The following is a 19,498-nucleotide window of genomic DNA, read 5'->3' as shown; positions in this document are numbered from 1 at the left end:
TGCCTAGGGTAAGTCTTTGTCGCAGAAGCATTTTCCCTGATTCGGAGCCCCGATGCACCTCAACTCTGTGAGATATTCGGGCTAGGCGATTTGTCGCGATCCCTTGAGCCACGCCCGCAACGTTGGATTGGTCTGGGACCAGTCAACTCAGAACATCCGTGGCCTTGTGCGGATATTCGACGCCATCGGCGAACACCACGTCGGACTCTGAATTGTCCGTACGCAGCGCCAATATCGCCTGGTAGGCGGGCGAGCTGTACCAGTTACGCGCATGCTGCCTGTCGGGAAATTCGATGATGATCAGGTGGCCCGGCCAGTCGTTCTCGATCACCTCCACATCGCCGCCATGAACCAGAAACCGGCCGCCGAAAGGCTTAAGCGTGGCATCGATCTTGTGCAGATATTCGACGATCTGCGGGCCCATCGTGGCCTGGCGCATATGGGCAACGGCGTAAGCGGTCATGATTTGTATTCCCTTTGTATCGAAGCCGACCAGCTGGCCTCGCAACAGCAATCTGCTCAAACGTTGAGCGCAAAGCGATTACGTCCGAGGTAATGGAATACGCGCTATCGGTCGCGCGTGTCGCTTCCGTGGTGATTCGCAAATGCTCTGTCCGGCAGTGCTGTTGCAATTGGAGCGCTAACAATGGGAATTCGTTATCTCGCGCGGGCCATGGACCGGCACGGTGAGTGACACGGGCAGCTGGTTTTTGTAACGTCACATCGACTATGAGGTGTAGCGGAAAGGAAAGTCCGATCCATTCGACCGTTCTGAAAATCGAAAAGTCCTGGATAGACGCGCAACCCTGCGCAGGAAACAGCTGACACGACATGGCCGGGATCATCGAACCGACACCTCTCATCACGGTCATAACGCCGACCCACGATCGGCGCGAATCAGTGTTGCGCGCCGTGGAAAGCGTGCTTTCCCAGAGCATGCCAAGGCTCGAGCATATTGTCGTTGACGATGGCTCGACCGATGGAACCGAGGCGGCGCTCGCCCGCATTCAAGACCCGCGGCTGATCTATGTCGGCGCGAAATGGCGAGGCGCCAACGCCGCCAGGAATGCCGGCATCGAGCGAGCGCGGGCGCCCGTGGTGACGTTCCTCGATTCGGACGACGTCTACCTGCCGCACCGGCTTGAACGGACCCTGGCCTGCTTCGATGACAATCCGACACTTCAGGTGCTGATCAGCTCTTTTGTCTCCCTGAAGGGCAACCGCGCCACCAATTGCGTCAACCGCGACGCATTCGTGAGCCCGACGATGCTGGAACGAACGCTGGTCGCGCAGACGATCTTCATCGCCGGCTCCGCGATAACCGCCCGTCGCGAGGCCTTGCTGGGCATTGGCGGCTATGACAGCGACATCACCCGGATGCAGGATCGCGAATTGCTGCTGCGGCTTGCCCGCCGCCATGGCGCGCGTTTGTCCGAGGACATCGACTGGACGAAATACAATTCGGAAAACTCGATTTCGGGCCGCCGTAACGGCTATGTCGAAGCCTATGCGAACCTGATGGGCAAACATCCGCATATTGCCGACGCCTACCCGCATATTCCGCCCTACATGATCTCGCGGCAGATTATCGCCGATATCCTCCGAGGCCGGATACCTCAAGCATTTGAGGGCTACATGGCCAATCGCTCGTCGACAGCGCTCGGCTACTCGTTGCCGGAGCTACTGCACGGCTATGTCCATGGCCGGCGCTGGCGCCGCGATCTCTACAACGAGTTCCGCGACAAGTTTGGCGCCCGACCGGCCTGATTGCATGTCGCCCAAAAGTGTCCAGCGGTTTTGGGACAACGACATGCACGACAAGTCACGGCAAGCTCACCGGTCGAGTTCCGGAAAATACGGATCTGACAGGAACCGCCTGTCCCGCTCGCCTTGCAGACAGTCTATCGGCGTGGCCGCGTCGACGGGGATGATTCTCGCCTTGTTCTGAATGCCGCTTACTTCGAGGATCAGCTTGCGCCGGATGGCCGTCGAAAATTCGGCGGCCGCATAGATCGGCAGCACGAAGGAACCGGGGCCCCCGGTCACGCACTGCGCATAATACTGGTCGAGATGACTGAAGGTGGGCGATGGGCTGATCAGGATCGGCAGGCCATTGACGACGATGCCTTTTGCGGTCGCCGCATCGCGCGTCGCGGTGACCGGCGGCCCGATATTGTTCGGACCGTCACCGGAAATATCGATGACGCTGCGTTCGCCCTCGAAGGACGTGCGATCGAAAAGCTCGGTGCCGAAGGCCAGCGCACCGGAAATCGAGGTGCCGCGGAAGCTCCGGAACGGGCGGGCCGCAACCTTGTCGGCAAAGCTGTTGGCGCTCTCGGCGCTGTCGATGATCTGCCAGCCGATGACCGCGTCGTCGCGCACCGTGCCGGCCCATTCGAAATAGGTGAGCGCGATCCGGCCCGTGGGGCCGGCGCGAACAGCCTTGATAAAGTCGGGATGCCGCAGCGCCTCGACATAACCGGCGCGCTGCAGGGCGAACTCCTTCTCGTCCATCGATAGCGAGATGTCGACCGCCAGCACCAGCTCGACGTCGACGGCCAGCGCATCCGGCGGCGAGGCGGCGGCCTGGGCGCAGGCAAGACAGGCAAGCAGGCGCAGAGCATCAAGCATGGCCGTGGCCAGGGTTGTTTCTCCCGACAAGCTTGCTGCGCGATCACGGCAAAATAAAGCTTTGCACCCCTCGCCTGGATATCAGCTTACTTTCTCGCGGCGAGCGACGGCAGGCGGCGGTTCGATCGCGCCGGCCCTGACGCGGGCGGGCTTCAGAGCTGGAGCGCCGGAATCCTTGACGATCGTCAACGCGCGAGGAAAGAACTGATTGTTGTGCTGGCCCTGCCCGATGTTGAGGATCGCAGTCCCAGGCAAACGCTTCTCGAGCATCGTCAGCACCCGCCGTAGCGACGGGCCGTCGAACGCATCCAGCGCTTCATCGATGATCACCCATTTCGGCCGCCGCAAGGCGAGCCTGGCGAAGGCCAGCGAGCGCTGTTCGTCATCGCCCAGCTCGTGGTCCCAGCGCCCGGCGCGGTCGAGCGACGACGACAGCCGTTCGAGACCGACCTCTGCAAGCACCGCCGAAATGTCGGCATCGCTCGCCGGCGCGGCTCCATTCGGATGATCAAGCACCTCGCGCAACGTACCGACCGGGAAATAAGGGACGCGCGGCACGAATATTGGGGGTTCCCCCGCCGGCAAACTGATCCGTCCGCTGCCCCATGGCCACAGGCCGGCAATGGCGCGGAAGAACAGCGTCTTGCCGGCGCCCCGGTCGCCGGTGATCATGACGCGCTCGCCGGGGCGGATTTCGACATGCTGGTCGGCCAGCCTGGTGCAGCCCTCCGGCGAGGCCACTTCGAGCTTCTCGAAAGTCAGGCTGCCATTGGCGTTTTCGCCAAAGGCGATGCGCCTCTCCGTGTCGTGCAGCACATCGGTTTCGTCGAGCGCGATGCGGAAGTCGGCGACGCGCATGAGCGTGGCGCGCCAATCGGCGATACTGCCGATGTTGTTGATGAACCAGCGCAAGGACGAGTGAACCTGGTTGAAGGCGCCCACCGCCATCATCAGTCCGCCAAAGCTGATATCGCCTGAGAAATAGACCGGCGAGGCGACCAAGATGGGTGCCACGACCGTGATCCAGCCATAAGTGTCGGTCACCCAGGCCAGGTTGATCTGGGCGCTGTAGATGCGCCGCATGGCGCCGAGCACCGTGCCGAGGTCGAGTTCGAGCCGTCGCCTGGCGTCGGCCTCGCCATGGTACAACGCAATGGCATCGACATTTTCGTTGACGCGCACCATCGAGGAGCGCAGCTCGGCTTCGCGCGTGTAGCGGTCGCTGTTCAGGCCGATGAGCGGGCGTCCGACCAGCCAGCTCAACCAGGAGGCGGTGCCGGCATAAAGGATGGCAGCCCAGACCATGTAGCCCGGTATGGCCAGCGCGGTCCCGCCGATGTGGAACACGAAGCCCGAGGACAGCTCCCACAGCACGCCGACGAAGGATACGAGCAGGATGAGCGACTGCAGCAGCCCGACACCGAGGTCGGTCGACAGGTCCGAGAGGTGCGCAGCATCCTGCTGCATGCGCTGGTCGGGATTGACGCCGATGGCGCCTGCATTGGCCAGCCGGAAGGCGCGCGCGGGCCTCGTCCACTGGTCGATCAGGTCCAGCGTCAGCGCCTGGCGCAGCCTGAGCCGGATCATCTGGTTGAGCCAGGTCTGGCCGACATTGAGCACCAGCAGCCCGCCAGCAATGGCCGCAAAGACGAGAAGCTGGTGCAGGAAGGCCGCCATGTCGCGGCGCGCGAGCGCATCGTAGAAAGGCTGATTCCAGCGGTTGAGGAGAATCTGGCCGATCGACGTTGCAATGATCACGGCCATGATGCCAACCGATGTCCAGAGCAACCACTTGCGAACCGGCGATCCCGCCAGCGCCCACCTGATCGTCGCCACCTGATCGCTCAGGCTGCTGGCTTCAACCGCCACGGCAACCGGCTGAACGGTGGCGGCATAGTCCGGTTGATCAGCCATGGCCGGGGTCCTTGCGTTCAGTGCTGAAACCGGTTGGAGAGACTTGAAGGCATCCGTCGTTCAAATGGACTGCCAGATGCGCTGTCAAGATGCGCTGTCAGTCCACTTGCGACAGATAGGCAGGGAAACGACGCCAGGCACTCTTGCCGTGATCACGAAGCCGTCACCCGCGCAACCGATGGCTTGGCATCCCCGGGCTCATTTCGGCGGCCGAGCCGGGTTGCGCCATGCGGCGACAGCACCGGCACGAAGACGCGGCGCGAGGCGCGCTGGGCGACCGGCACGCCTTGATAGAGCCGCTTCTGTGCCTCGACGACGATGACCCCGGAAAAGATCGGCCATAGCCGCCGGCCGACGCGTTCCAGCACATTATGGAACCGCATCATGAAGCGCCGCCGCGACGGCGGAAAGAACAGCGCATCGGACCATGAGGCGGGCGTGAAATTCGCCTCGCGCAGCAGTTCGGTCAGCTGGCCGCGCGAGAAAGGCCGGCCATTGCCGAACGGCGTGTGCTCGAAGCGCGCCCAGACGCCGCGCCGGTTGGGCACGACGATGACGACCCGGCCCGCCGGCGACAGCACACGCCAGATCTCGTTCAGCGTCTCACGCGGGTTCTCGACATGTTCGAGCGAATGGACGAGCAGCATGCGGTCGATGCAGGAATCGACCAGCGGCAACTCCTCGTCGAAGACCAATGCCGTCGCCGTCGGCCCCGTCGCCGGCCACACCACCGCGCCCTGCGTTGCCGGCATGAAGGCGAAGACCCGCTCGGCATCGGCGCCGAAGCGCTCCAGCCAAGGCAAGGTGTAGCCGAGACCGACCAGCCGCTCGTTTGGCACGGCTGCCCATATCGACGACAACGCCATGGTGATCGAATGCTCGGCGAACCGGCCGAGCGTTGTCGAATAGAAGGAGCGAAGATCGACGATGTCGGAATGCATGGCAGGGATGTAGCCGTGATATCGTCGGGTTTCAACAAAAGGCCTTGATGACCGGATGACATCCGCGAGCCAGCGCCCTATGTCTGCGGCGATTCCCGCATCGGCCCGAAAATCGGTTTCGATTTCGGAAAGCACGATGCAGCAGATAAAAAGTGTCAGAGCGTCCTTTGTGCGTCCAACTGGACGCACAAAGGACGCTCCAACGGAGAGATGCGATGCCGGTCGAAATCGAACAGTTCATGTGCCGCACCGACAATTTTGGCGTGCTGGTGCATGACCCCAAAAGCGGCCAGACCGCGATCATCGACGCGCCCGAGGAAGCGCCGATCCTGGCCGCGCTCAAACGCACCGGCTGGACGCCGACGATGATCCTGACCACGCATCATCATGCCGACCATGTCGAGGCCAATCTGGCGCTCAAGGCGCGCTTCAAGCTGCGCATCGTCGGCCCGGAAGCGGAAAAAGCCAAGATCCCCGGCATCGACGAAACCGTCGAAGGCGGCTCGGTTCTTCACCTTGGTGATGAAAAGATCGAGGTGATCGCCACGCCCGGCCACACAGCCGGCCACGTCTCCTACTATTTGCCTGGATCGAAAGTGGCGTTCACCGCCGACACGCTGTTTGCGCTGGGGTGTGGGCGGCTGTTCGAATGCAAGCCGCCGATCATGTATGATTCGCTGAAGAAACTGGCGGCGCTTCCGGCTGAAACGGTCGTCTATTGCGGCCACGAATACACGCTCTCCAACGCTCGTTTCGCGCTGACCGTCGACCCGACCAATTCGGCGCTGAAGGAACGCGCCGCCAAGATCGAGGCGCTGCGCACCGCCGACAAGGCGACGCTGCCGACGACGATCGGCGAGGAACTGTCGACCAATCCCTTCCTACGCTGGCACGATCCGGCGATCCGCAAGCATCTTGGGCTGGAGAAAGCCTCGGACGCCGAGGTCTTTGCCGAAATCCGCAAGCGCAAGGATAATTTCTAAAGCCCGGTGGTATCCTCGAAGCCATGACCAGCTCCGCCGAAATCATCGCGACGCTTGGCCTGAAACCGCATCCGGAAGGCGGCTGGTACGCCGAGACCTTTCGCGATGACGCCGGCGGTGCGCGCGGTCATTCGACCGCGATCTATTTCCTGCTGGAACGGGATCAGGTTTCGGCCTGGCACCGGGTCAAGGACGCCGCCGAGGTCTGGCACTTCCATGCCGGCGCCCCGCTGGCGCTGGCGATGTGGGAAGAAAGCAGCGCCGTTGTCGAGCAGGTGCTCGGCATCGATCTCGCAGCCGGCGAGCGGCCGCAGATCGTCGTCCCGGCAGGCTGGTGGCAATCGGCGCGCAGCCTGGGCGAATGGACGCTGGTCGGCTGCACGGTCGCACCGGGTTTTGACTTCGCCGCCTTTGAGCTGGCAGCACCTGGCTGGCAGCCGAAACAACCCTAACGCAACAAGAACCCAAGCGTGATCGCGAGCTGGGCCGCGCAGTAGAGCACCCAGACGGCAAAGCGCATCCAGGCGCGGTGCGGCGAGATGGCGGCCACCAGGAATTTCTCCGTGGCGAGCAGACCGTCCGATGCCATGAACAACATGGCGCCGCCGATAATCCAGACGCTGCTTGTCGTCAGCGCCGAAACGCCCATCGCCAGGATCGCAGCGACATAGACGGCGATCGGAACGCGCAGGCCGGGGCCGACGCGTCGCCACAGCGCCGCCAGCATGACGATCGCAAACACCGCAATGGCCAGCGCGATCGCCCCACGCCACGATTCGGCGCCCAGCAATTCCAAGCCGCCGCCGCTGCGCAGGAACAGCACGACATAGACTATATGGGCGACGAGAAAGCTGGCCAGCCCGCCAAGAAAGGCCTTTTCGCCGTCGCGCGACAGGAAGGCGTCGCCAACGGCGCTGATCGCGAGCGCGGCGACCAGCAGCAGCGGCCCGCCTTGCAGCGCCGCCAGCACGGCAAGCATCGCCACGGCAAGCGTCTTTGCCGCCGAGCGTGCGAGCGTCGGCGGCATGCCAAGCGTGAAGGCGTAGATCACCGCGGCCGCCAGCGAAAAGATCAGCGTCGCGTTGGCGTTGGCGTCAATGCCGCCCGGGAACGGCATCGTCATGCCCCGGCTCTGCTTTCGGATGCCCCGGCTCCGCTCTCGGTCACGGCGGGCTTGCGCAGGAACAGCGACTTTGCCGCCAAGGCCGCCCCGCCGGTGATGAGCACACAGGCGGCGACGATGCGCAGCGATGGCTCGGCGACACCGGCCGCGATCAGCACCAGCGTCGACAACAGCGGTGCGGCGTAGCTTGCGGCACCCAGTACCTGGATGTTGCCGCGTTTGACGCCGATGTCCCAGGCATAGAAGGCAGCACCGACCGGCATCAGGCCAAGGCCAAGCACGGCCAGCCACTGCCCGGCGTCGTCAGGCAGAACCGTTTGTTCCAGCGCCAAGTGGCAGGCGAGCGACAGCACCGCGGTCGCGGCGCAGAACCAGGTGACGATGCCGGTCGGCACCGACGGAAAGCGCCGCGACAGCAGCGAATAGGACGACCACAGCACGGCGCAGACGGCGGCCATGGCATAGCCGAAGGCGTAACGGGCGTCGAAGGCCAGCCCACCGCCCTTGGTGACGATCAGCACGGTACCTGCAAGGCCGAGCAGCGCGCCGACGACATGGTTCCAGGCAAGGCGCTCGCCCGGCATCAGCGCCGAGCCAAGCACGATCAGCAAAGGCCACAGATAGGCGATCAGGCTCGCCTCCACCGCCGGCGCATTGCGCAGCGCGGTGAAGTAGAAGAAATGGTAGCCGAACAGGCCGGCAATGCCGATCAGCCAGACTTGGCGAGGGATTTCCTGGCCCTTGTCGGGCGCCGGCATGAACAGCCGCGCGACGAGCCCGACCCCGGTGCCGATCGAGAAGGTGATCGCCGACAGCAGGAACGGCGGCACCTGGCCCGACCTATCGGTGAGCAGCGCCAGCAGCGCCCACATGGCGACCGCCGAAAAACCGATCAGCGTTGCGCGCGCCATTCCATCTCCAGTGGCGCGCGTATGGCGCCTGCCCTACTGTACTGCCTCGAAACGCCTGGCGCTGATGGTCAAGGTGCCGATCTGCGTGCCCACCGTGGCGTGGATCGGCGCATATACGCCAGTTTGGCCGAGCGATGCAAACGTCACCATCATGCGGCTGCGGTTCTTAAGATAATTCAGCGCCTTGCGGCCCCTGCGGTAGCCCGCCACCGGCTCGAAGCCCATTCGGCAGGTGATGGTGTCGCCCTTGTAACCCGGCACCGAGATCGTGCCCTTCGAAGCGTAGGTCAGTGTCAGATCGGCACGCATCTCGCCGTCATAGAACCTCACCGTGCGGCCACAGACCTGGTCGAGACTGTCGGCATGGATGACGGTGGCGGCCAGCGGATCGAGCACGGAGACCAGATCGCCGGCACCGATCGGCACCCAGCTCTTGGGGTCGCGCTTGCCCGGCGCCGGGACGACCCGCGTCGAGGTGACCGCGCCATCTGCAAAGCGGATATCGACCGTCGATGCCTTCTTGCCAGAGGTGTAATCGGCACGGAACGCCCGCGGCACCATCTTCTTGCCCGAAATCGTGCCTTTCGACGAGATCGTGCCGCGCGTGTCGTCGAACAGCCTGGCCAGACCCGCGGCGGTAACGCTGCCTTCGATCGCGTAGGCGCCGTTCTCATAGTGGCTGGCAAACGTCGATTTCGCTATCGAAAGACCAAGGAACGACACTGTGTACTCACCCTTAAACGACTGTGGCGAGGCAGCAGAAACGGCGGACGGCAAGGCAATGGCGAGCAGGGCAGCAAGGGCATGGCAACGAAGCATGGCGGGATCTGGTCCTTGATTTTCGGCCGGAGGCGGGCAACTCCGGTCTGGCATGTCCCTATGAGACCGCTTATAGGGTGAATTCCGGCCTTAATATGAAATGCCGGGCGCGTCCGTGGGGAAGCCGGTGCTTGACGCCTCGGCGAAATGCAACTATGGAACGCCAACTTTTTCCATAAGGCCGCCTGACCAGAACCGCGCGCCACCCGGCGTGGGCACAAAGGTTTGGCAGACCCCGAGAACTGAAGGTTAGAACCATGTCCCGCACCTGCGAACTCACTGCCAAGGCAGTCATGTCCGGCAACAATGTGAGCCACGCCAACAACAAGACCAAGCGTCGCTTCCTGCCGAATCTCGTCAATGTGACGCTGATTTCGGAAGCGCTGAACCAGAATGTGCGCCTGCGCATTTCGGCCAACGCGCTGCGTTCGGTCGAACATCGCGGCGGTCTCGACGCCTTCCTGGCCAAGGCCGACGTCAAGGAATTGTCGCAGCGCGCCCGTCTGTTGAAGAAGCAGATCGCCAAGAAGATCGCCGAGCAGCCCGCTGCCTGATATCGTTTAAAGGCGGGGGACGAACCGCCCTGGCCAACCTCTTGTTGGCCTTGGGCATCGGATGGAACCCGCAAGGTTTCGGCAATCCGGTGCTCAAATACGAAGCGAGCATCGCCCGGATGGGCATGATGCTCCGCTGGTTCCATTACCCAGGATAAAAAAATGACTTCCTTCTCGCGATACCTGCCATTCGTGGCCGCCATGGCGCTTGTCGTCGTGGCGTCGAACATTCTCGTGCAATTCCCGATGCAGGGCCAGATCGGCGGCCTGTCGCTGGCCGACCTTTTGACCTGGGGCGCCTTCACCTACCCCTTCTCGTTCCTGGTCACCGATCTCGCCAACCGCCGCTACGGGCCCACCGTGGCGCGCAGGATCGTCTTTGTCGGCTTCATGACGGCGGTGGTTTGCTCGATCCTTGTCCCGCCCTTCCTGTTCCGCCACGGCCTGATCGAATTCGAGACCGCCGCCGACCGGCTGGTGCGCATCGCGGCGGCGTCCGGCGCGGCGTTCCTTTCCGCGCAACTGCTCGATGTGACCGTGTTCAACCGGCTGCGCCGGCAGAGCTGGTGGCGGGCGCCGATCGTCGGCACGCTGGTCGGATCGGTGTTCGACACCGCGGTGTTCTTCACCGTCGCGTTCTCGGCCGCGTTTGTCCTCGCTGGTCCGAACGACAGCTTTGCGCTTGAAACCGCACCTTTGATGGGCGTCTTCCATATCGATGCCATGCGCTGGGTTTCCTGGGCGCTTGGTGACCTGTCGGTGAAGCTGATCATCGCGGTGGTCGCACTCATCCCCTACCGGCTGCTCGCCACCCGCTGGAGTCAACCGGCAGTCACGGCTTAAACCATGATCCCGAAAAGTGGGACCCGGTTTTCGGAAAAGATAATGGTCGGACAAAGGCCATGATTCCGTGGGTCCAGATAGACTCCGCGAGGACCCCGGATGGCGCACAGGAGCTTCGCCTCAAGCGGCGTGGCACCGAATTCTCGATCATGCTCGGCACCAACGAGCTGATGAACAGCCGTCTCAGCGGCTCCGAGGAAGCGCTGGCAAACCTGTCTTGCCAAAGGATTGCCGGCCATCGGCAGCCAAGGATCCTGATCGGCGGGCTTGGTATGGGCTTTACGCTGCGGGCCGCACTCGCAGAGCTCGGCAATGACGCCAGCATCGTCGTCGCGGAGTTGGTCCCGGCGGTCGTAGCCTGGGCACGCGGTCCGATGGCCGAGATCTTTGGCGGCTGTCTCGACGATCCGCGCGTCATCATCCGAGAGACCGACGTCGGGCAGTTGATACGCTCGGAGCCCGCCGCCTGGGACGCCATCCTGCTGGATGTCGACAACGGCCCGGAAGGCATCGTCCACAAATCCAACGATGCGCTTTACAGCCTGCAGGGACTGGGCGCTGCGCGCGGCGCCCTCAAGCCGGGTGGCGTCCTGGCGGTTTGGTCGCAAGGCCCTGACAGCGGCTTCACGCGGCGGCTGAAGCAGGCAGGCTTTACGGTCGAAGAGGTCAACACGCGCGCCAACGGCAAGCGTGGCGCGCGCCATGTCATCTGGATAGCCGCCAACGGCTCACGATCCTGACCGGATGCCGTCGTAGCTCTATTAATGAACGGTCGACCCCCACTCCGTCGAGCTTCGCTCGCCACGCTCGCCGATCGACGGGGTAGAGGAAGGACATGCGTTCGCCAACCAAGCTCGTTCCTCTCCCTCCGGAGGGAGGAGAGTTGGCGCTGCGAAGCAGCGACGGAGTTGGGGAAGGCGTCCGACCAAAATCGAACCCGCCGTCCTCGACTTCAGGTCCGCGGTTGGAACGTCGCTCAATCCTGGTGCAGGATGAATTCCAGATAGAGATTGCGCTGCAGGATCGAGTGGTTGTCGTCGGAAATCATCGACACCATCAGCGCACCGTCGTCGCGGGTCCAGACGTCGAGCCCTTCCATGTTATCAATCTGATAGCCCATGTCGGCTTCCAGCAGCACCGGCCCGTCGGCGACGGCGCCCTTCTCGACGCTCTCGCCATAGATGCGCCGCAGCCGCATCTTGACGCCTCTGGCCATCGAAAAACTGCGCTCCAGAAGCAACAGGTCGCCATCCGGCAGGAAGGCGCCGTCGGTGATGTCGAAATCGCCGTTGCGCTTGACGGTAAAGACGCCCTTGTGCGGCCCTTCGATGATGGCGGCGTAGATGTTGCCGGCCTTGTCGAGGCTCTTCTCGGAGACCACCACCAGCCCGCCCTCATGCTGGCCGTAGGCATTGGCGTGGGTGACGGTCTCGAAGCCGCGATTCTGGCGCAGCTCGTGGGCCGGAACCACGAAATCCAGCTGCCTGAACGGCGCCTTCATGTCATGGGAGGCGATCTTGAACTGGGCGACGCGGTGGTTGCGCTCGAAGCCGACGGTGGCAATGCCGTCCTTGACCGCGAGGCCTTCCGCATCGACCTCCCATTTCTTGTCGATCGGCCGACCCGTCTCGTCGACCATCTGCTGCATGCGGAAATTCTGGATACCGGATGGACGCTTGTCGGCGTCGCGGACCACCGTGCCGAAGAACCAGAACCCGGTGTCGGCAACGCCAATGAAGTCGCCGCCGGCCTTCAGGAAGCGGAGGGCCGACAGCGCACCGAAATCGCGCGTCGGCGATGTCATCTCCAGCCCGCCGACGAATTCGAGCGTACCGAACTGCTTGCCGGCACGGCCAATGTGGAATTCGGTGATCGGGCGGGCCGAAACCTCGACCGGTTCGACCGAGGTGGAATCAGCCGAACCGGCTGCGGCCGAAGCCATGCCGGTAAGCAGGGCAATGGCGGCGAAAAGCGTTTGCCGAAAGCAATTCCAGGAAAAGTGTGAAACGGTTTTCCCGGGAAAAGCGCATGGCGCTTTCCCTTGGGAATTGCGTAAGAACAGAGAGTTAGAGCGGTTCGGCATTTCCGTGAAACGATGAGCCGCTCTAGAACCGCCGCGCGAAAAGATCATCCGGCGCGCCGCACGCCGCCGCGCCGCGTATCCTTGGCGCTCTCCTCGGCGAACAGCGAAGCCAGTTGCTCGGTCATGGCGCCGGCCAGTTCCTCAGCATCGACGATGGTGACGGCACGGCGATAATAGCGCGTGACGTCATGGCCGATGCCGATGGCCAGCAGTTCCACCGGCGAGCGCGTCTCGATCAGCTCGATGACCGCGCGCAGATGGCGCTCGAGATAATTGCCAGGGTTGACCGACAGCGTCGAATCGTCGACCGGCGCGCCGTCCGAGATCATCATCAGGATCTTGCGCTGTTCCGGCCGGGCGATCAGGCGGTTATGCGCCCACAACAGGGCCTCGCCGTCGATGTTTTCCTTGAGCAGGCCCTCGCGCATCATCAGCCCGAGATTGCGCCGTGCCCGCCGCCACGGATGGTCGGCCGATTTGTAGATGATGTGGCGCAGATCGTTGAGCCGGCCGGGGTTCGGCGGCTTGCCGTCCTTCAGCCACTTCTCGCGCGCTTGCCCGCCCTTCCAGGCCCGCGTGGTAAAGCCGAGGATCTCTACCGAGACGCCGCAACGCTCCAGCGTGCGTGCCAAAATGTCGGCGCAGGTGGCGGCGACCGTGATCGGCCGGCCGCGCATGGAGCCGGAATTGTCGAGCACCAGCGTCACCACCGTGTCGCGGAATTTCGTGTCGCGTTCCTGCTTGAAAGACAGCGGCTGCATTGGATCGATGACGACACGCACCAGCCGCGCCGGGTCGAGGTAGCCCTCTTCCAGGTCGAAATCCCAGGAGCGGTTCTGCTGCGCCATCAGCCGGCGCTGCAGCCGGTTGGCCAGCCGGCCGACGACGCCCGACAGGTTGGCAAGCTGCTTGTCGAGGAAGGCGCGCAGCCGGTCGAGCTCTTCTTCCTCGCACAGCTCCTCGGCGCCGACCGTCTCGTCGAAAGCGGTGGTGAAGACCTTGTAGTCGATCTCCTTCGGCAGATTGGTGAAGGGATTGTCGTTGCGGCGCGCCTCGCCAGGCGTCTCGGCGTCTGCATCGTCATCGTCGGACAGGTCGTCGGCGGTGGCGTCGGAGGCTTCGGTCTCGGCCGACTGCTCGTCATCGGCCGATGCCTCGGCATCCTCGGACTGCGACTGCTCGGAGCCGGAATCCTCTTCGCCGCCCTCCTCGCTCTGCTCCTCGCCTTGCGGCTGGTTGTCGTCATTGTCCTCGGAATCTTCCGTCTCCTGGTCGTCGCCGAGTTCCTCGGCCATCTCCATGGAGGCGAGCATCTCGCGCACGACGCGGGCGAAGGCCTGCTGGTCGCCGAGCTTGGCCGACAGTCCGTCGAGGTCGGCCTTGGCCTTTTCCTCGACCCAAGGGCGCCAAAGTTCGACCAGCCGCTCACCGCTCTTCGGGATCGGGCGGCCGGTCAGCTTCTCGCGCACCATCAGCGCGAGTGCTTCCTCGATCGGCGCGTCGACCTTGTCCTTGATGTCGACGAGGTTGGCCTTGGCGTATTTGTCCTCCAGCATCGAGCCGATGTTGTCGGCGACGCCTTGCATGGCGCGTGAGCCGATCGCCTCGACGCGGGCCTGCTCGACCGCATCATAGATGGCGCGGGCCGCCTTGCCTTCCGGCGCCAGCCTGGTGTGGATGCGCACATCGTGACAGGCGCGCTTCAGCGCCATGGAATCGCCGAGGCCGCGGGTAATCGCAATGTCGGTCTTCGACGCCTTCTTCGGCAGTTCGGGCAAACGCGCCCGGCTGCCGGCGAGTGCCGGCCTATCCTTGGCGAAGCCGACCTCAAGTTCCTTGTCGCCGGCGATGGCACGCATGCAGACGGTGACGGCGCGCTTGAAGCTGTCGGCTTCAGACCCCGTCTTCGACTTGTTGCGCGTGTTGTCGCCCGGACCCGCCATCGAGACTCTGCTTAGCCCAGCACCACGTTGGCCGCGCTCTCGGGCAGATCCTCGCCGAAGGCGCGCTGATAGAACTCTGCCACCACCGAGCGCTCGAGCTCGTCGCACTTGTTGAGGAAGGTCAGCCGGAACGCCATGCCGATATTGCCGAAGATCTCGGCATTTTCGGCCCAGGTGATGACGGTACGCGGGCTCATCACGGTCGACAGATCGCCGTTGATGAAGGCCGAGCGCGTCATGTCGGCGACGCGCACCATCTTGTTGACGATTTCCTTGCCCTTGACGTCGCGATAATGCTTGGCCTTGGCCAGCACGATAGCGACTTCATTGTCGTGCGGCAGGTAGTTCAGCGTGGTGACGATCGACCAGCGATCCATCTGCGCCTGGTTGATCTGCTGCGTGCCATGATAGAGACCGGTGGTATCACCCAGGCCGACCGTGTTGGCGGTCGAAAACAGCCGGAAGGCCGGATGCGGGCGGATAACCCGGCTCTGGTCGAGCAGCGTCAGCCGACCCGACGATTCCAGCACGCGCTGGATCACGAACATCACGTCCGGACGGCCGGCATCGTACTCGTCGAAGCACAGCGCGACATTGTGCTGGTAGGCCCAGGGCAGGATGCCGTCGCGGAATTCGGTGATCTGCAACCCATCCTTGACGACGATCGCGTCCTTGCCGACGAGATCGATACGGCTGACATGGCTATCGAGATTGACGCGCACGCAGGGCCAGTTGAGGCGGGCGGCGACCTGTTCGATATGGGTCGACTTGCCTGTGCCGTGATAGCCCGACACCATGACCCGGCGGTTGTAGGCAAAGCCGGCCAGGATCGCCATCGTCGTGTTCTTGTCGAACAGATAGTCCGGATCGATGTCGGGCACATGCTCTGATGTCACCGAATAGGCCGGCACAACCATCTTGGACTCAAAGCCGAATTTCTCCTTCACCGACACCGTCGTGTCGGGCAGGTTGGCGATGTCGCGATCGACCTTGTTCATATCTCTCAACGTCTCCACGGGCGAAAAGCCTGATTTCGCCGGCAATCGATTTTGTCCGGGGGCGGTCTTAGAGCCTTTTCCAACCTTATGAAAGTTGGAAAACGACACGAACCGTATGGTCGCTCAGCACAGGCCCGCCTGTTTGAGCACGCGATAGGCCTGCAGCACATCGCGGAACCGGTCTTCCGAACCTCTGTCGCCACCATTCGCATCCGGATGGTGGAGTTTCACCAGTTCCTTATAGCGCGCCTTGATCTCCTTGCCAGTCGCCTTTGTATCAAGGCCAAGCGTTTCCAGCGCCTTGGCCTCAAGCGGCTTGGCCTTGCGCGCGCGCGCCTCGCGCGGATCCTTTGGCCCCTTGAACAGGTCGAACGGGTCGCGCATGCGGTTGTAGTAGCCGGCGCGGCCGGAACGCATCTGCGCCACATCCGGCGACGAACGCGTCGAGGCGCCGTTGACGCCCATCTTCCAGGTCGGCCGGTGACCGGTCATCGCTTCCTTCTGGAAGCGCGCGACCTCGGTGTCCGGCACGCCGGAGAAATAGTTGAAGCCCTTGTTGTACTCGCGCACATGGTCGAAGCAGAAACGGAAATACTCGCCCTCCTTCATCCGCCCGACCGGCGCGCGATGGGTGCCCGCCTCCTTGCAGCCGTCCCACTGGCAAATCGGCGAGTGCGACTTCAGCTCCGCGTCCTTGTCGGGGCGGACGCGAATCTTCTCGAAATATTTGGGGTACGGCTTCATCTAACCCATTTATGGGGCGTTCGCAGATGCGAAACAAGAATTGACATTTTCGCGATCATCGCCCTAACCGCTGAATCGCGGCATAAAGCAGGCGAATGGCGGATTTTGTTGCACGGCAGCGACTTTTGCGAAGACCGATTTTCGGTTTCAGGCTGATGCGCCAGCCATATGTGGTGAAGGGAGACGGCGATGTCCATACAGGCGACCATGGAAGACAAGCTCAACAAAGCATTTTCGCCGGAGCGGCTGGTCATCATCAACGAGAGCCATCTCCATGCCGGCCATCACCACCACGGCTCCGAACATCACGGCGCCTATGACGGCACCGGCGAGACACATTTTCGCGTCCGCGTCGTCGCTTCCGCCTTTGCCGGCATGAGCCGCATCGACCGCCACCGCGCCGTCAATGAACTGCTTGCCGACGAACTGAAAGCCGGCGTGCACGCGCTGGCGATCGAACCGGCGGCTCCCGGCGAAAAGACCCGCTGGTAGCCAAGGGTCCGACGCCCACTTTCCGCGCGCTCAGAGCACCGCTTCGATGAGGAACGGCCCGCGCCGCGACAGGGCACTGTCCAGCAGTGCGTCGAACCGCTCGCACGTATCGGCGCGGGCCGCCTCCACGCCCATGCCTTTGGCCAGCGAGATCCAGTCCAGCGAGGGATGGTCGAGGTCCAGCATGCGCCTGGCGTTCTCGCCGATCGTCTCGACCCCGACATTCTTCATCTCGCCATGCAGGATCGCATAGGTCCGGTTGGAAAACACGATCGTCACCACGTCGAGATTCTCCCTGGCCTGGGTCCACAGCCCCTGCACGGTGTACATGCCGCTGCCATCGGCCTCGAGATTGATCACCTTGCGGTCCGGACAGGCGATCGCCGCCCCGGTCGCCATCGGGATGCCCCCGCCGATCGATCCGCCTGTGCCCATCATGTAGTCGTGCGGCGCGGCAAAGGCCGATAGCGCGAAGAAACGCCGCGCCGAGGTAACCGCTTCATCGCAGACGATCGCATCGGCCGGCAGTTTGCGCGCCACCGACAATGCGATGGCATCTTCCGTCAGCCTGCCGCTCGGCGGTGTCTCGTCGGGAAAGGCGGTCGCGAACGCCTGTTGTTGCGCCGGCTTTATGCCGAGTTCGTCGCGCAGCGCCTCCAGCGCCGCATTCAGATCGCTGCCATGGCCGGCCAGCGTCAGCACCTGGCACCCCTCACGGACAAGCCGCCCGGGCTTTCCCGGATAGGCGAAGAAGGCAACCGGCTCCTTCGCGCCGACCAGCACTAGAACATCGATATCCCTGAGCACCGCCGTCGCCGCATCCACCGGATAGGGGATGCGGGTCGGCGCGACTCGCCCGCGCCCGCGTTGCATGCGGGCGATCAGGACGTCGCTGAACAGACGGACATCGCTGCCTGTCGAAATCCGCCCCGCAATGGCAAGCCCATCGGCTCGTGCGGCCTTCCCGCGAACGACCATGCCAACGCGACCCGGAGCGGCACGGATCGCTGCCGCGACCATGCGCACGGCGTCCATGTCGACGGCGGGCGGCGGCGCCAGCCTTACCTTACCGACCGAAGCCGCACCGACTTCACCCCAGGCCGCATCGGCCGGCAGGATCAGCGTCGTCACGCCGGGAGGCGTCAGCGATGCGCGCAAGGCCGCCTCGGTCGCCGGCGCGACATCGTCCGGGCCACCGATGCGGCGCACCCAGTTCGACATCGGCGCCGCGAGGCTCTCTATATCGCTGGTCAGTGGCGCATCGAGCGGCAGATGGTAGGAGGCATGGTCGCCGACAATGTTGATCATCGGGCTGAGCGCGCGCCGCGCATTGTGCATGTTGGCGAGACCATTGGCCAAGCCGGGACCGGTATGCAGCAGCGTCGCGGCCGGGCGATCGGTCATCCGCGCATAGCCATCGGCGGCCCCCGTCACCACGCCCTCGAACAGGCCGAGGACGCAACGCATCCGCGGTTTGCGGTCAAGCGCTGCAACGAAATGCATTTCTGACGTGCCGGGGTTGGCGAAGCAGACCCTCACATCATTGGCCAGAAGCACGTCACACAGGACATCGGCGCCGTTCATGCAATTCTCTCCCGATCAAAGAGGGCACTTGCACCCGGGGGCGCCCGCACGGCAATATCCCGCCAGTGCTTTTGGTCTGATCCAGCAGCTAACGCACGAGCCTCGATCAGCCGACCGTCGATTTCAGGAATGCCAGCGCGGCAGCGGTCAGCGCATCGCCGTCGTCGCCGAAATCGCGATTGATCGACATGTGCGTATAGGCGCTGCCGTCGAACAGCGTAACCCTGGTGCCGGTGGCGCGCAGGCGCTTGGCAAAGGCCTTGGAGGCCTCGCCACGGCCAGGCGCCCGCGAATAGGTGATGAAGGTCGGCGGATGCTTGCGGCCGTCGACATAGCTGATGGGTGACAGTGCGGCCCATTGCGCGGGGTCGGAAAAGACCCGCGCATAGGCCCGCACCATGCCGCCATTCTTGGCAAGCGCTGCAAGGTCGTAGGCTCTTGTATCGACGAGAAGCAGGGCAGCGACGCCAGGCAACCCACCGCGCATGCCAGTCAGCGCAATCAGTTGGCAGCCGGCCGAATGGCCCATGCCGACAATGCGATTAGGGTCGCCGCCATGCCGGGCGATGTTGGCCCTGATATAGCCGTAGGCCTTTTCGACGTCGCCGGCCTGGGTTGCGACATCAGCCTCAGGCAACATCCGGTAATCGATGGAGACGAAGCAGAAGCCATTGGCCAGCAGGAAGGCCGGCTTGGCGTTGACTTGGCTTCGCTTTCCAGACTGCCAGGTGCCGCCATGAACGAAAAACACGACCGGCAGTGCGGTTGCACCTGCGGGGGCATAGATGTCGAGTTTCGCCGGCCCGTAGTCGACGGTTTTTGGCGCCGGTTGGCGCAGCCGCCACGCGGCCGATGCTCCCAACGGCAGCATCGCCGCCACGGAAGCCAGAATGAGGCTTCGCCGATCGATCATCGTGGTCTCCGACCGTGTCGGC

Annotated in this window: 20 protein-coding genes; 7 read left to right on the top strand and 13 right to left on the bottom strand. The window is 63.6% G+C overall.

Going from position 1 to position 19,498, the window contains the following annotated elements; all coding sequences use genetic code 11:
* Window positions 1-142: 142 nt before the first annotated feature.
* Window positions 143-463, bottom strand: coding sequence for a DUF1330 domain-containing protein (locus NKG99_RS22185; protein WP_352870752.1), 321 nt, complete (start codon window positions 461-463; stop codon window positions 143-145).
* 368 nt (window positions 464-831) lie between these two features.
* Between NKG99_RS22185 and NKG99_RS22180 the strand changes: the two genes are divergently transcribed.
* Complete coding sequence (locus tag NKG99_RS22180; protein WP_352870751.1) at window positions 832-1,767, top strand: glycosyltransferase family 2 protein; 936 nt, start codon at window positions 832-834, stop codon at window positions 1,765-1,767.
* Window positions 1,768-1,833: 66 nt separating this feature from the next.
* Here the strand turns inward: NKG99_RS22180 and NKG99_RS22175 are convergent, their stop codons facing one another.
* The 3 genes from NKG99_RS22175 to NKG99_RS22165 form a co-directional block, all read right to left on the bottom strand.
* The gene (locus tag NKG99_RS22175) at window positions 1,834-2,631 is read right to left on the bottom strand and encodes a DUF1194 domain-containing protein (protein ID WP_352870750.1); all 798 of its coding nucleotides are present in this window, start codon (window positions 2,629-2,631) and stop codon (window positions 1,834-1,836) included.
* Window positions 2,632-2,712: 81 nt separating this feature from the next.
* Complete coding sequence (locus NKG99_RS22170; RefSeq protein ID WP_352870749.1) at window positions 2,713-4,545, bottom strand: ABC transporter ATP-binding protein/permease; 1,833 nt, start codon at window positions 4,543-4,545, stop codon at window positions 2,713-2,715.
* A 152-nt stretch (window positions 4,546-4,697) separates the two neighbouring features.
* Complete coding sequence (locus NKG99_RS22165) at window positions 4,698-5,486, bottom strand: class I SAM-dependent methyltransferase (RefSeq protein WP_352870748.1); 789 nt, start codon at window positions 5,484-5,486, stop codon at window positions 4,698-4,700.
* A gap of 215 nt (window positions 5,487-5,701) precedes the next feature.
* On the opposite strand from NKG99_RS22165, the gene gloB reads away from it, so the two are divergent.
* Window positions 5,702-6,469 (top strand): hydroxyacylglutathione hydrolase, encoded by a 768-nt coding sequence (gene gloB, locus NKG99_RS22160; RefSeq protein WP_352870747.1) that lies wholly within the window; start codon window positions 5,702-5,704, stop codon window positions 6,467-6,469.
* Between the two features lie 23 nt (window positions 6,470-6,492).
* Window positions 6,493-6,921, top strand: coding sequence for a cupin domain-containing protein (locus tag NKG99_RS22155; RefSeq protein WP_352870746.1), 429 nt, complete (start codon window positions 6,493-6,495; stop codon window positions 6,919-6,921).
* Here NKG99_RS22155 and NKG99_RS22150 read toward each other — a convergent pair.
* The 3 genes from NKG99_RS22150 to NKG99_RS22140 are packed head-to-tail and all read right to left on the bottom strand — an operon-like array spanning window position 6,918 to window position 9,322.
* Window positions 6,918-7,592 (bottom strand): lysoplasmalogenase, encoded by a 675-nt coding sequence (locus NKG99_RS22150; RefSeq protein WP_352870745.1) that lies wholly within the window; start codon window positions 7,590-7,592, stop codon window positions 6,918-6,920. The genes NKG99_RS22155 and NKG99_RS22150 overlap by 4 nt on opposite strands.
* Window positions 7,589-8,503 carry an aromatic amino acid exporter YddG gene (yddG, locus tag NKG99_RS22145; protein ID WP_352870744.1) on the bottom strand — a complete coding sequence of 305 codons (915 nt, stop codon included), beginning with the start codon at window positions 8,501-8,503 and terminating at the stop codon, window positions 7,589-7,591. The genes NKG99_RS22150 and yddG overlap by 4 nt, the downstream gene beginning before the upstream one ends.
* A gap of 33 nt (window positions 8,504-8,536) precedes the next feature.
* Entirely contained in the window at window positions 8,537-9,322 is a 786-nt protein-coding gene (locus NKG99_RS22140) for a DUF3108 domain-containing protein (RefSeq protein ID WP_352870743.1), read from the bottom strand.
* A 257-nt stretch (window positions 9,323-9,579) separates the two neighbouring features.
* Here NKG99_RS22140 and rpmB point away from each other — a divergent pair, with 257 nt between their 5' ends.
* The 3 genes from rpmB to NKG99_RS22125 all read left to right on the top strand — a co-directional run bounded on the left by rpmB (window position 9,580) and on the right by NKG99_RS22125 (window position 11,459).
* Window positions 9,580-9,876 carry a 50S ribosomal protein L28 gene (rpmB, locus tag NKG99_RS22135; protein WP_056583698.1) on the top strand — a complete coding sequence of 99 codons (297 nt, stop codon included), beginning with the start codon at window positions 9,580-9,582 and terminating at the stop codon, window positions 9,874-9,876.
* Between the two features lie 162 nt (window positions 9,877-10,038).
* Window positions 10,039-10,719 carry a queuosine precursor transporter gene (locus NKG99_RS22130; protein WP_352870742.1) on the top strand — a complete coding sequence of 227 codons (681 nt, stop codon included), beginning with the start codon at window positions 10,039-10,041 and terminating at the stop codon, window positions 10,717-10,719.
* Between the two features lie 59 nt (window positions 10,720-10,778).
* Window positions 10,779-11,459, top strand: coding sequence for a spermidine synthase (locus NKG99_RS22125; RefSeq protein ID WP_352870741.1), 681 nt, complete (start codon window positions 10,779-10,781; stop codon window positions 11,457-11,459).
* 236 nt (window positions 11,460-11,695) lie between these two features.
* Here the strand turns inward: NKG99_RS22125 and NKG99_RS22120 are convergent, their stop codons facing one another.
* The 4 genes from NKG99_RS22120 to NKG99_RS22105 all read right to left on the bottom strand — a co-directional run bounded on the left by NKG99_RS22120 (window position 11,696) and on the right by NKG99_RS22105 (window position 16,487).
* The gene (locus NKG99_RS22120; protein ID WP_352870740.1) at window positions 11,696-12,661 is read right to left on the bottom strand and encodes an esterase-like activity of phytase family protein; all 966 of its coding nucleotides are present in this window, start codon (window positions 12,659-12,661) and stop codon (window positions 11,696-11,698) included.
* 185 nt (window positions 12,662-12,846) lie between these two features.
* Window positions 12,847-14,745, bottom strand: a complete 1,899-nt coding sequence (gene cobT / locus NKG99_RS22115; protein WP_352870739.1) for a cobaltochelatase subunit CobT — start codon at window positions 14,743-14,745, stop codon at window positions 12,847-12,849.
* Between the two features lie 11 nt (window positions 14,746-14,756).
* The gene (gene cobS / locus NKG99_RS22110; RefSeq protein ID WP_352870738.1) at window positions 14,757-15,743 is read right to left on the bottom strand and encodes a cobaltochelatase subunit CobS; all 987 of its coding nucleotides are present in this window, start codon (window positions 15,741-15,743) and stop codon (window positions 14,757-14,759) included.
* A gap of 123 nt (window positions 15,744-15,866) precedes the next feature.
* Window positions 15,867-16,487 (bottom strand): J domain-containing protein, encoded by a 621-nt coding sequence (locus tag NKG99_RS22105; RefSeq protein WP_352870737.1) that lies wholly within the window; start codon window positions 16,485-16,487, stop codon window positions 15,867-15,869.
* A 189-nt stretch (window positions 16,488-16,676) separates the two neighbouring features.
* On the opposite strand from NKG99_RS22105, the gene NKG99_RS22100 reads away from it, so the two are divergent.
* Window positions 16,677-16,979 (top strand): BolA family protein, encoded by a 303-nt coding sequence (locus tag NKG99_RS22100; RefSeq protein ID WP_352870736.1) that lies wholly within the window; start codon window positions 16,677-16,679, stop codon window positions 16,977-16,979.
* A 30-nt stretch (window positions 16,980-17,009) separates the two neighbouring features.
* Here NKG99_RS22100 and NKG99_RS22095 read toward each other — a convergent pair whose 3' ends face one another.
* Both NKG99_RS22095 and NKG99_RS22090 read right to left on the bottom strand, forming a co-directional pair.
* Window positions 17,010-18,563: an acetolactate synthase large subunit gene (locus NKG99_RS22095; protein WP_352870735.1), complete on the bottom strand. Its 1,554-nt coding sequence runs from the start codon at window positions 18,561-18,563 to the stop codon at window positions 17,010-17,012.
* Between the two features lie 106 nt (window positions 18,564-18,669).
* Entirely contained in the window at window positions 18,670-19,476 is an 807-nt protein-coding gene (locus NKG99_RS22090) for an alpha/beta hydrolase (RefSeq protein WP_352870734.1), read from the bottom strand.
* Between the last annotated feature and the right edge of the window lie 22 nt (window positions 19,477-19,498).

Origin of the sequence: Mesorhizobium sp. M1409 (assembly GCF_040317535.1) — a bacterium.
GTDB lineage: Bacteria > Pseudomonadota > Alphaproteobacteria > Rhizobiales > Rhizobiaceae > Mesorhizobium.
Note: the sequence above shows the minus strand (reverse complement) of the source record. Positions and strands in the feature narration are given on the sequence as shown.

Excerpts from the sequence above, each read along its gene's own strand:
- NKG99_RS22185 (WP_352870752.1), bottom strand. The coding sequence starts at position 463 with ATGACCGCTTACGCCGTTGCCCATATGCGCCAGGCCACGATGGGCCCG.
- NKG99_RS22180 (WP_352870751.1), top strand. The coding sequence starts at position 832 with ATGGCCGGGATCATCGAACCGACACCTCTCATCACGGTCATAACGCCG.
- NKG99_RS22175 (WP_352870750.1), bottom strand. The coding sequence starts at position 2,631 with ATGCTTGATGCTCTGCGCCTGCTTGCCTGTCTTGCCTGCGCCCAGGCC.
- NKG99_RS22170 (WP_352870749.1), bottom strand. The coding sequence starts at position 4,545 with ATGGCTGATCAACCGGACTATGCCGCCACCGTTCAGCCGGTTGCCGTG.
- NKG99_RS22165 (WP_352870748.1), bottom strand. The coding sequence starts at position 5,486 with ATGCATTCCGACATCGTCGATCTTCGCTCCTTCTATTCGACAACGCTC.
- gloB (WP_352870747.1), top strand. The coding sequence starts at position 5,702 with ATGCCGGTCGAAATCGAACAGTTCATGTGCCGCACCGACAATTTTGGC.
- NKG99_RS22155 (WP_352870746.1), top strand. The coding sequence starts at position 6,493 with ATGACCAGCTCCGCCGAAATCATCGCGACGCTTGGCCTGAAACCGCAT.
- NKG99_RS22150 (WP_352870745.1), bottom strand. The coding sequence starts at position 7,592 with ATGACGATGCCGTTCCCGGGCGGCATTGACGCCAACGCCAACGCGACG.
- yddG (WP_352870744.1), bottom strand. The coding sequence starts at position 8,503 with ATGGCGCGCGCAACGCTGATCGGTTTTTCGGCGGTCGCCATGTGGGCG.
- NKG99_RS22140 (WP_352870743.1), bottom strand. The coding sequence starts at position 9,322 with ATGCTTCGTTGCCATGCCCTTGCTGCCCTGCTCGCCATTGCCTTGCCG.
- rpmB (WP_056583698.1), top strand. The coding sequence starts at position 9,580 with ATGTCCCGCACCTGCGAACTCACTGCCAAGGCAGTCATGTCCGGCAAC.
- NKG99_RS22130 (WP_352870742.1), top strand. The coding sequence starts at position 10,039 with ATGACTTCCTTCTCGCGATACCTGCCATTCGTGGCCGCCATGGCGCTT.
- NKG99_RS22125 (WP_352870741.1), top strand. The coding sequence starts at position 10,779 with ATGATTCCGTGGGTCCAGATAGACTCCGCGAGGACCCCGGATGGCGCA.
- NKG99_RS22120 (WP_352870740.1), bottom strand. The coding sequence starts at position 12,661 with ATGGCTTCGGCCGCAGCCGGTTCGGCTGATTCCACCTCGGTCGAACCG.
- cobT (WP_352870739.1), bottom strand. The coding sequence starts at position 14,745 with ATGGCGGGTCCGGGCGACAACACGCGCAACAAGTCGAAGACGGGGTCT.
- cobS (WP_352870738.1), bottom strand. The coding sequence starts at position 15,743 with ATGAACAAGGTCGATCGCGACATCGCCAACCTGCCCGACACGACGGTG.
- NKG99_RS22105 (WP_352870737.1), bottom strand. The coding sequence starts at position 16,487 with ATGAAGCCGTACCCCAAATATTTCGAGAAGATTCGCGTCCGCCCCGAC.
- NKG99_RS22100 (WP_352870736.1), top strand. The coding sequence starts at position 16,677 with ATGTCCATACAGGCGACCATGGAAGACAAGCTCAACAAAGCATTTTCG.
- NKG99_RS22095 (WP_352870735.1), bottom strand. The coding sequence starts at position 18,563 with ATGAACGGCGCCGATGTCCTGTGTGACGTGCTTCTGGCCAATGATGTG.
- NKG99_RS22090 (WP_352870734.1), bottom strand. The coding sequence starts at position 19,476 with ATGATCGATCGGCGAAGCCTCATTCTGGCTTCCGTGGCGGCGATGCTG.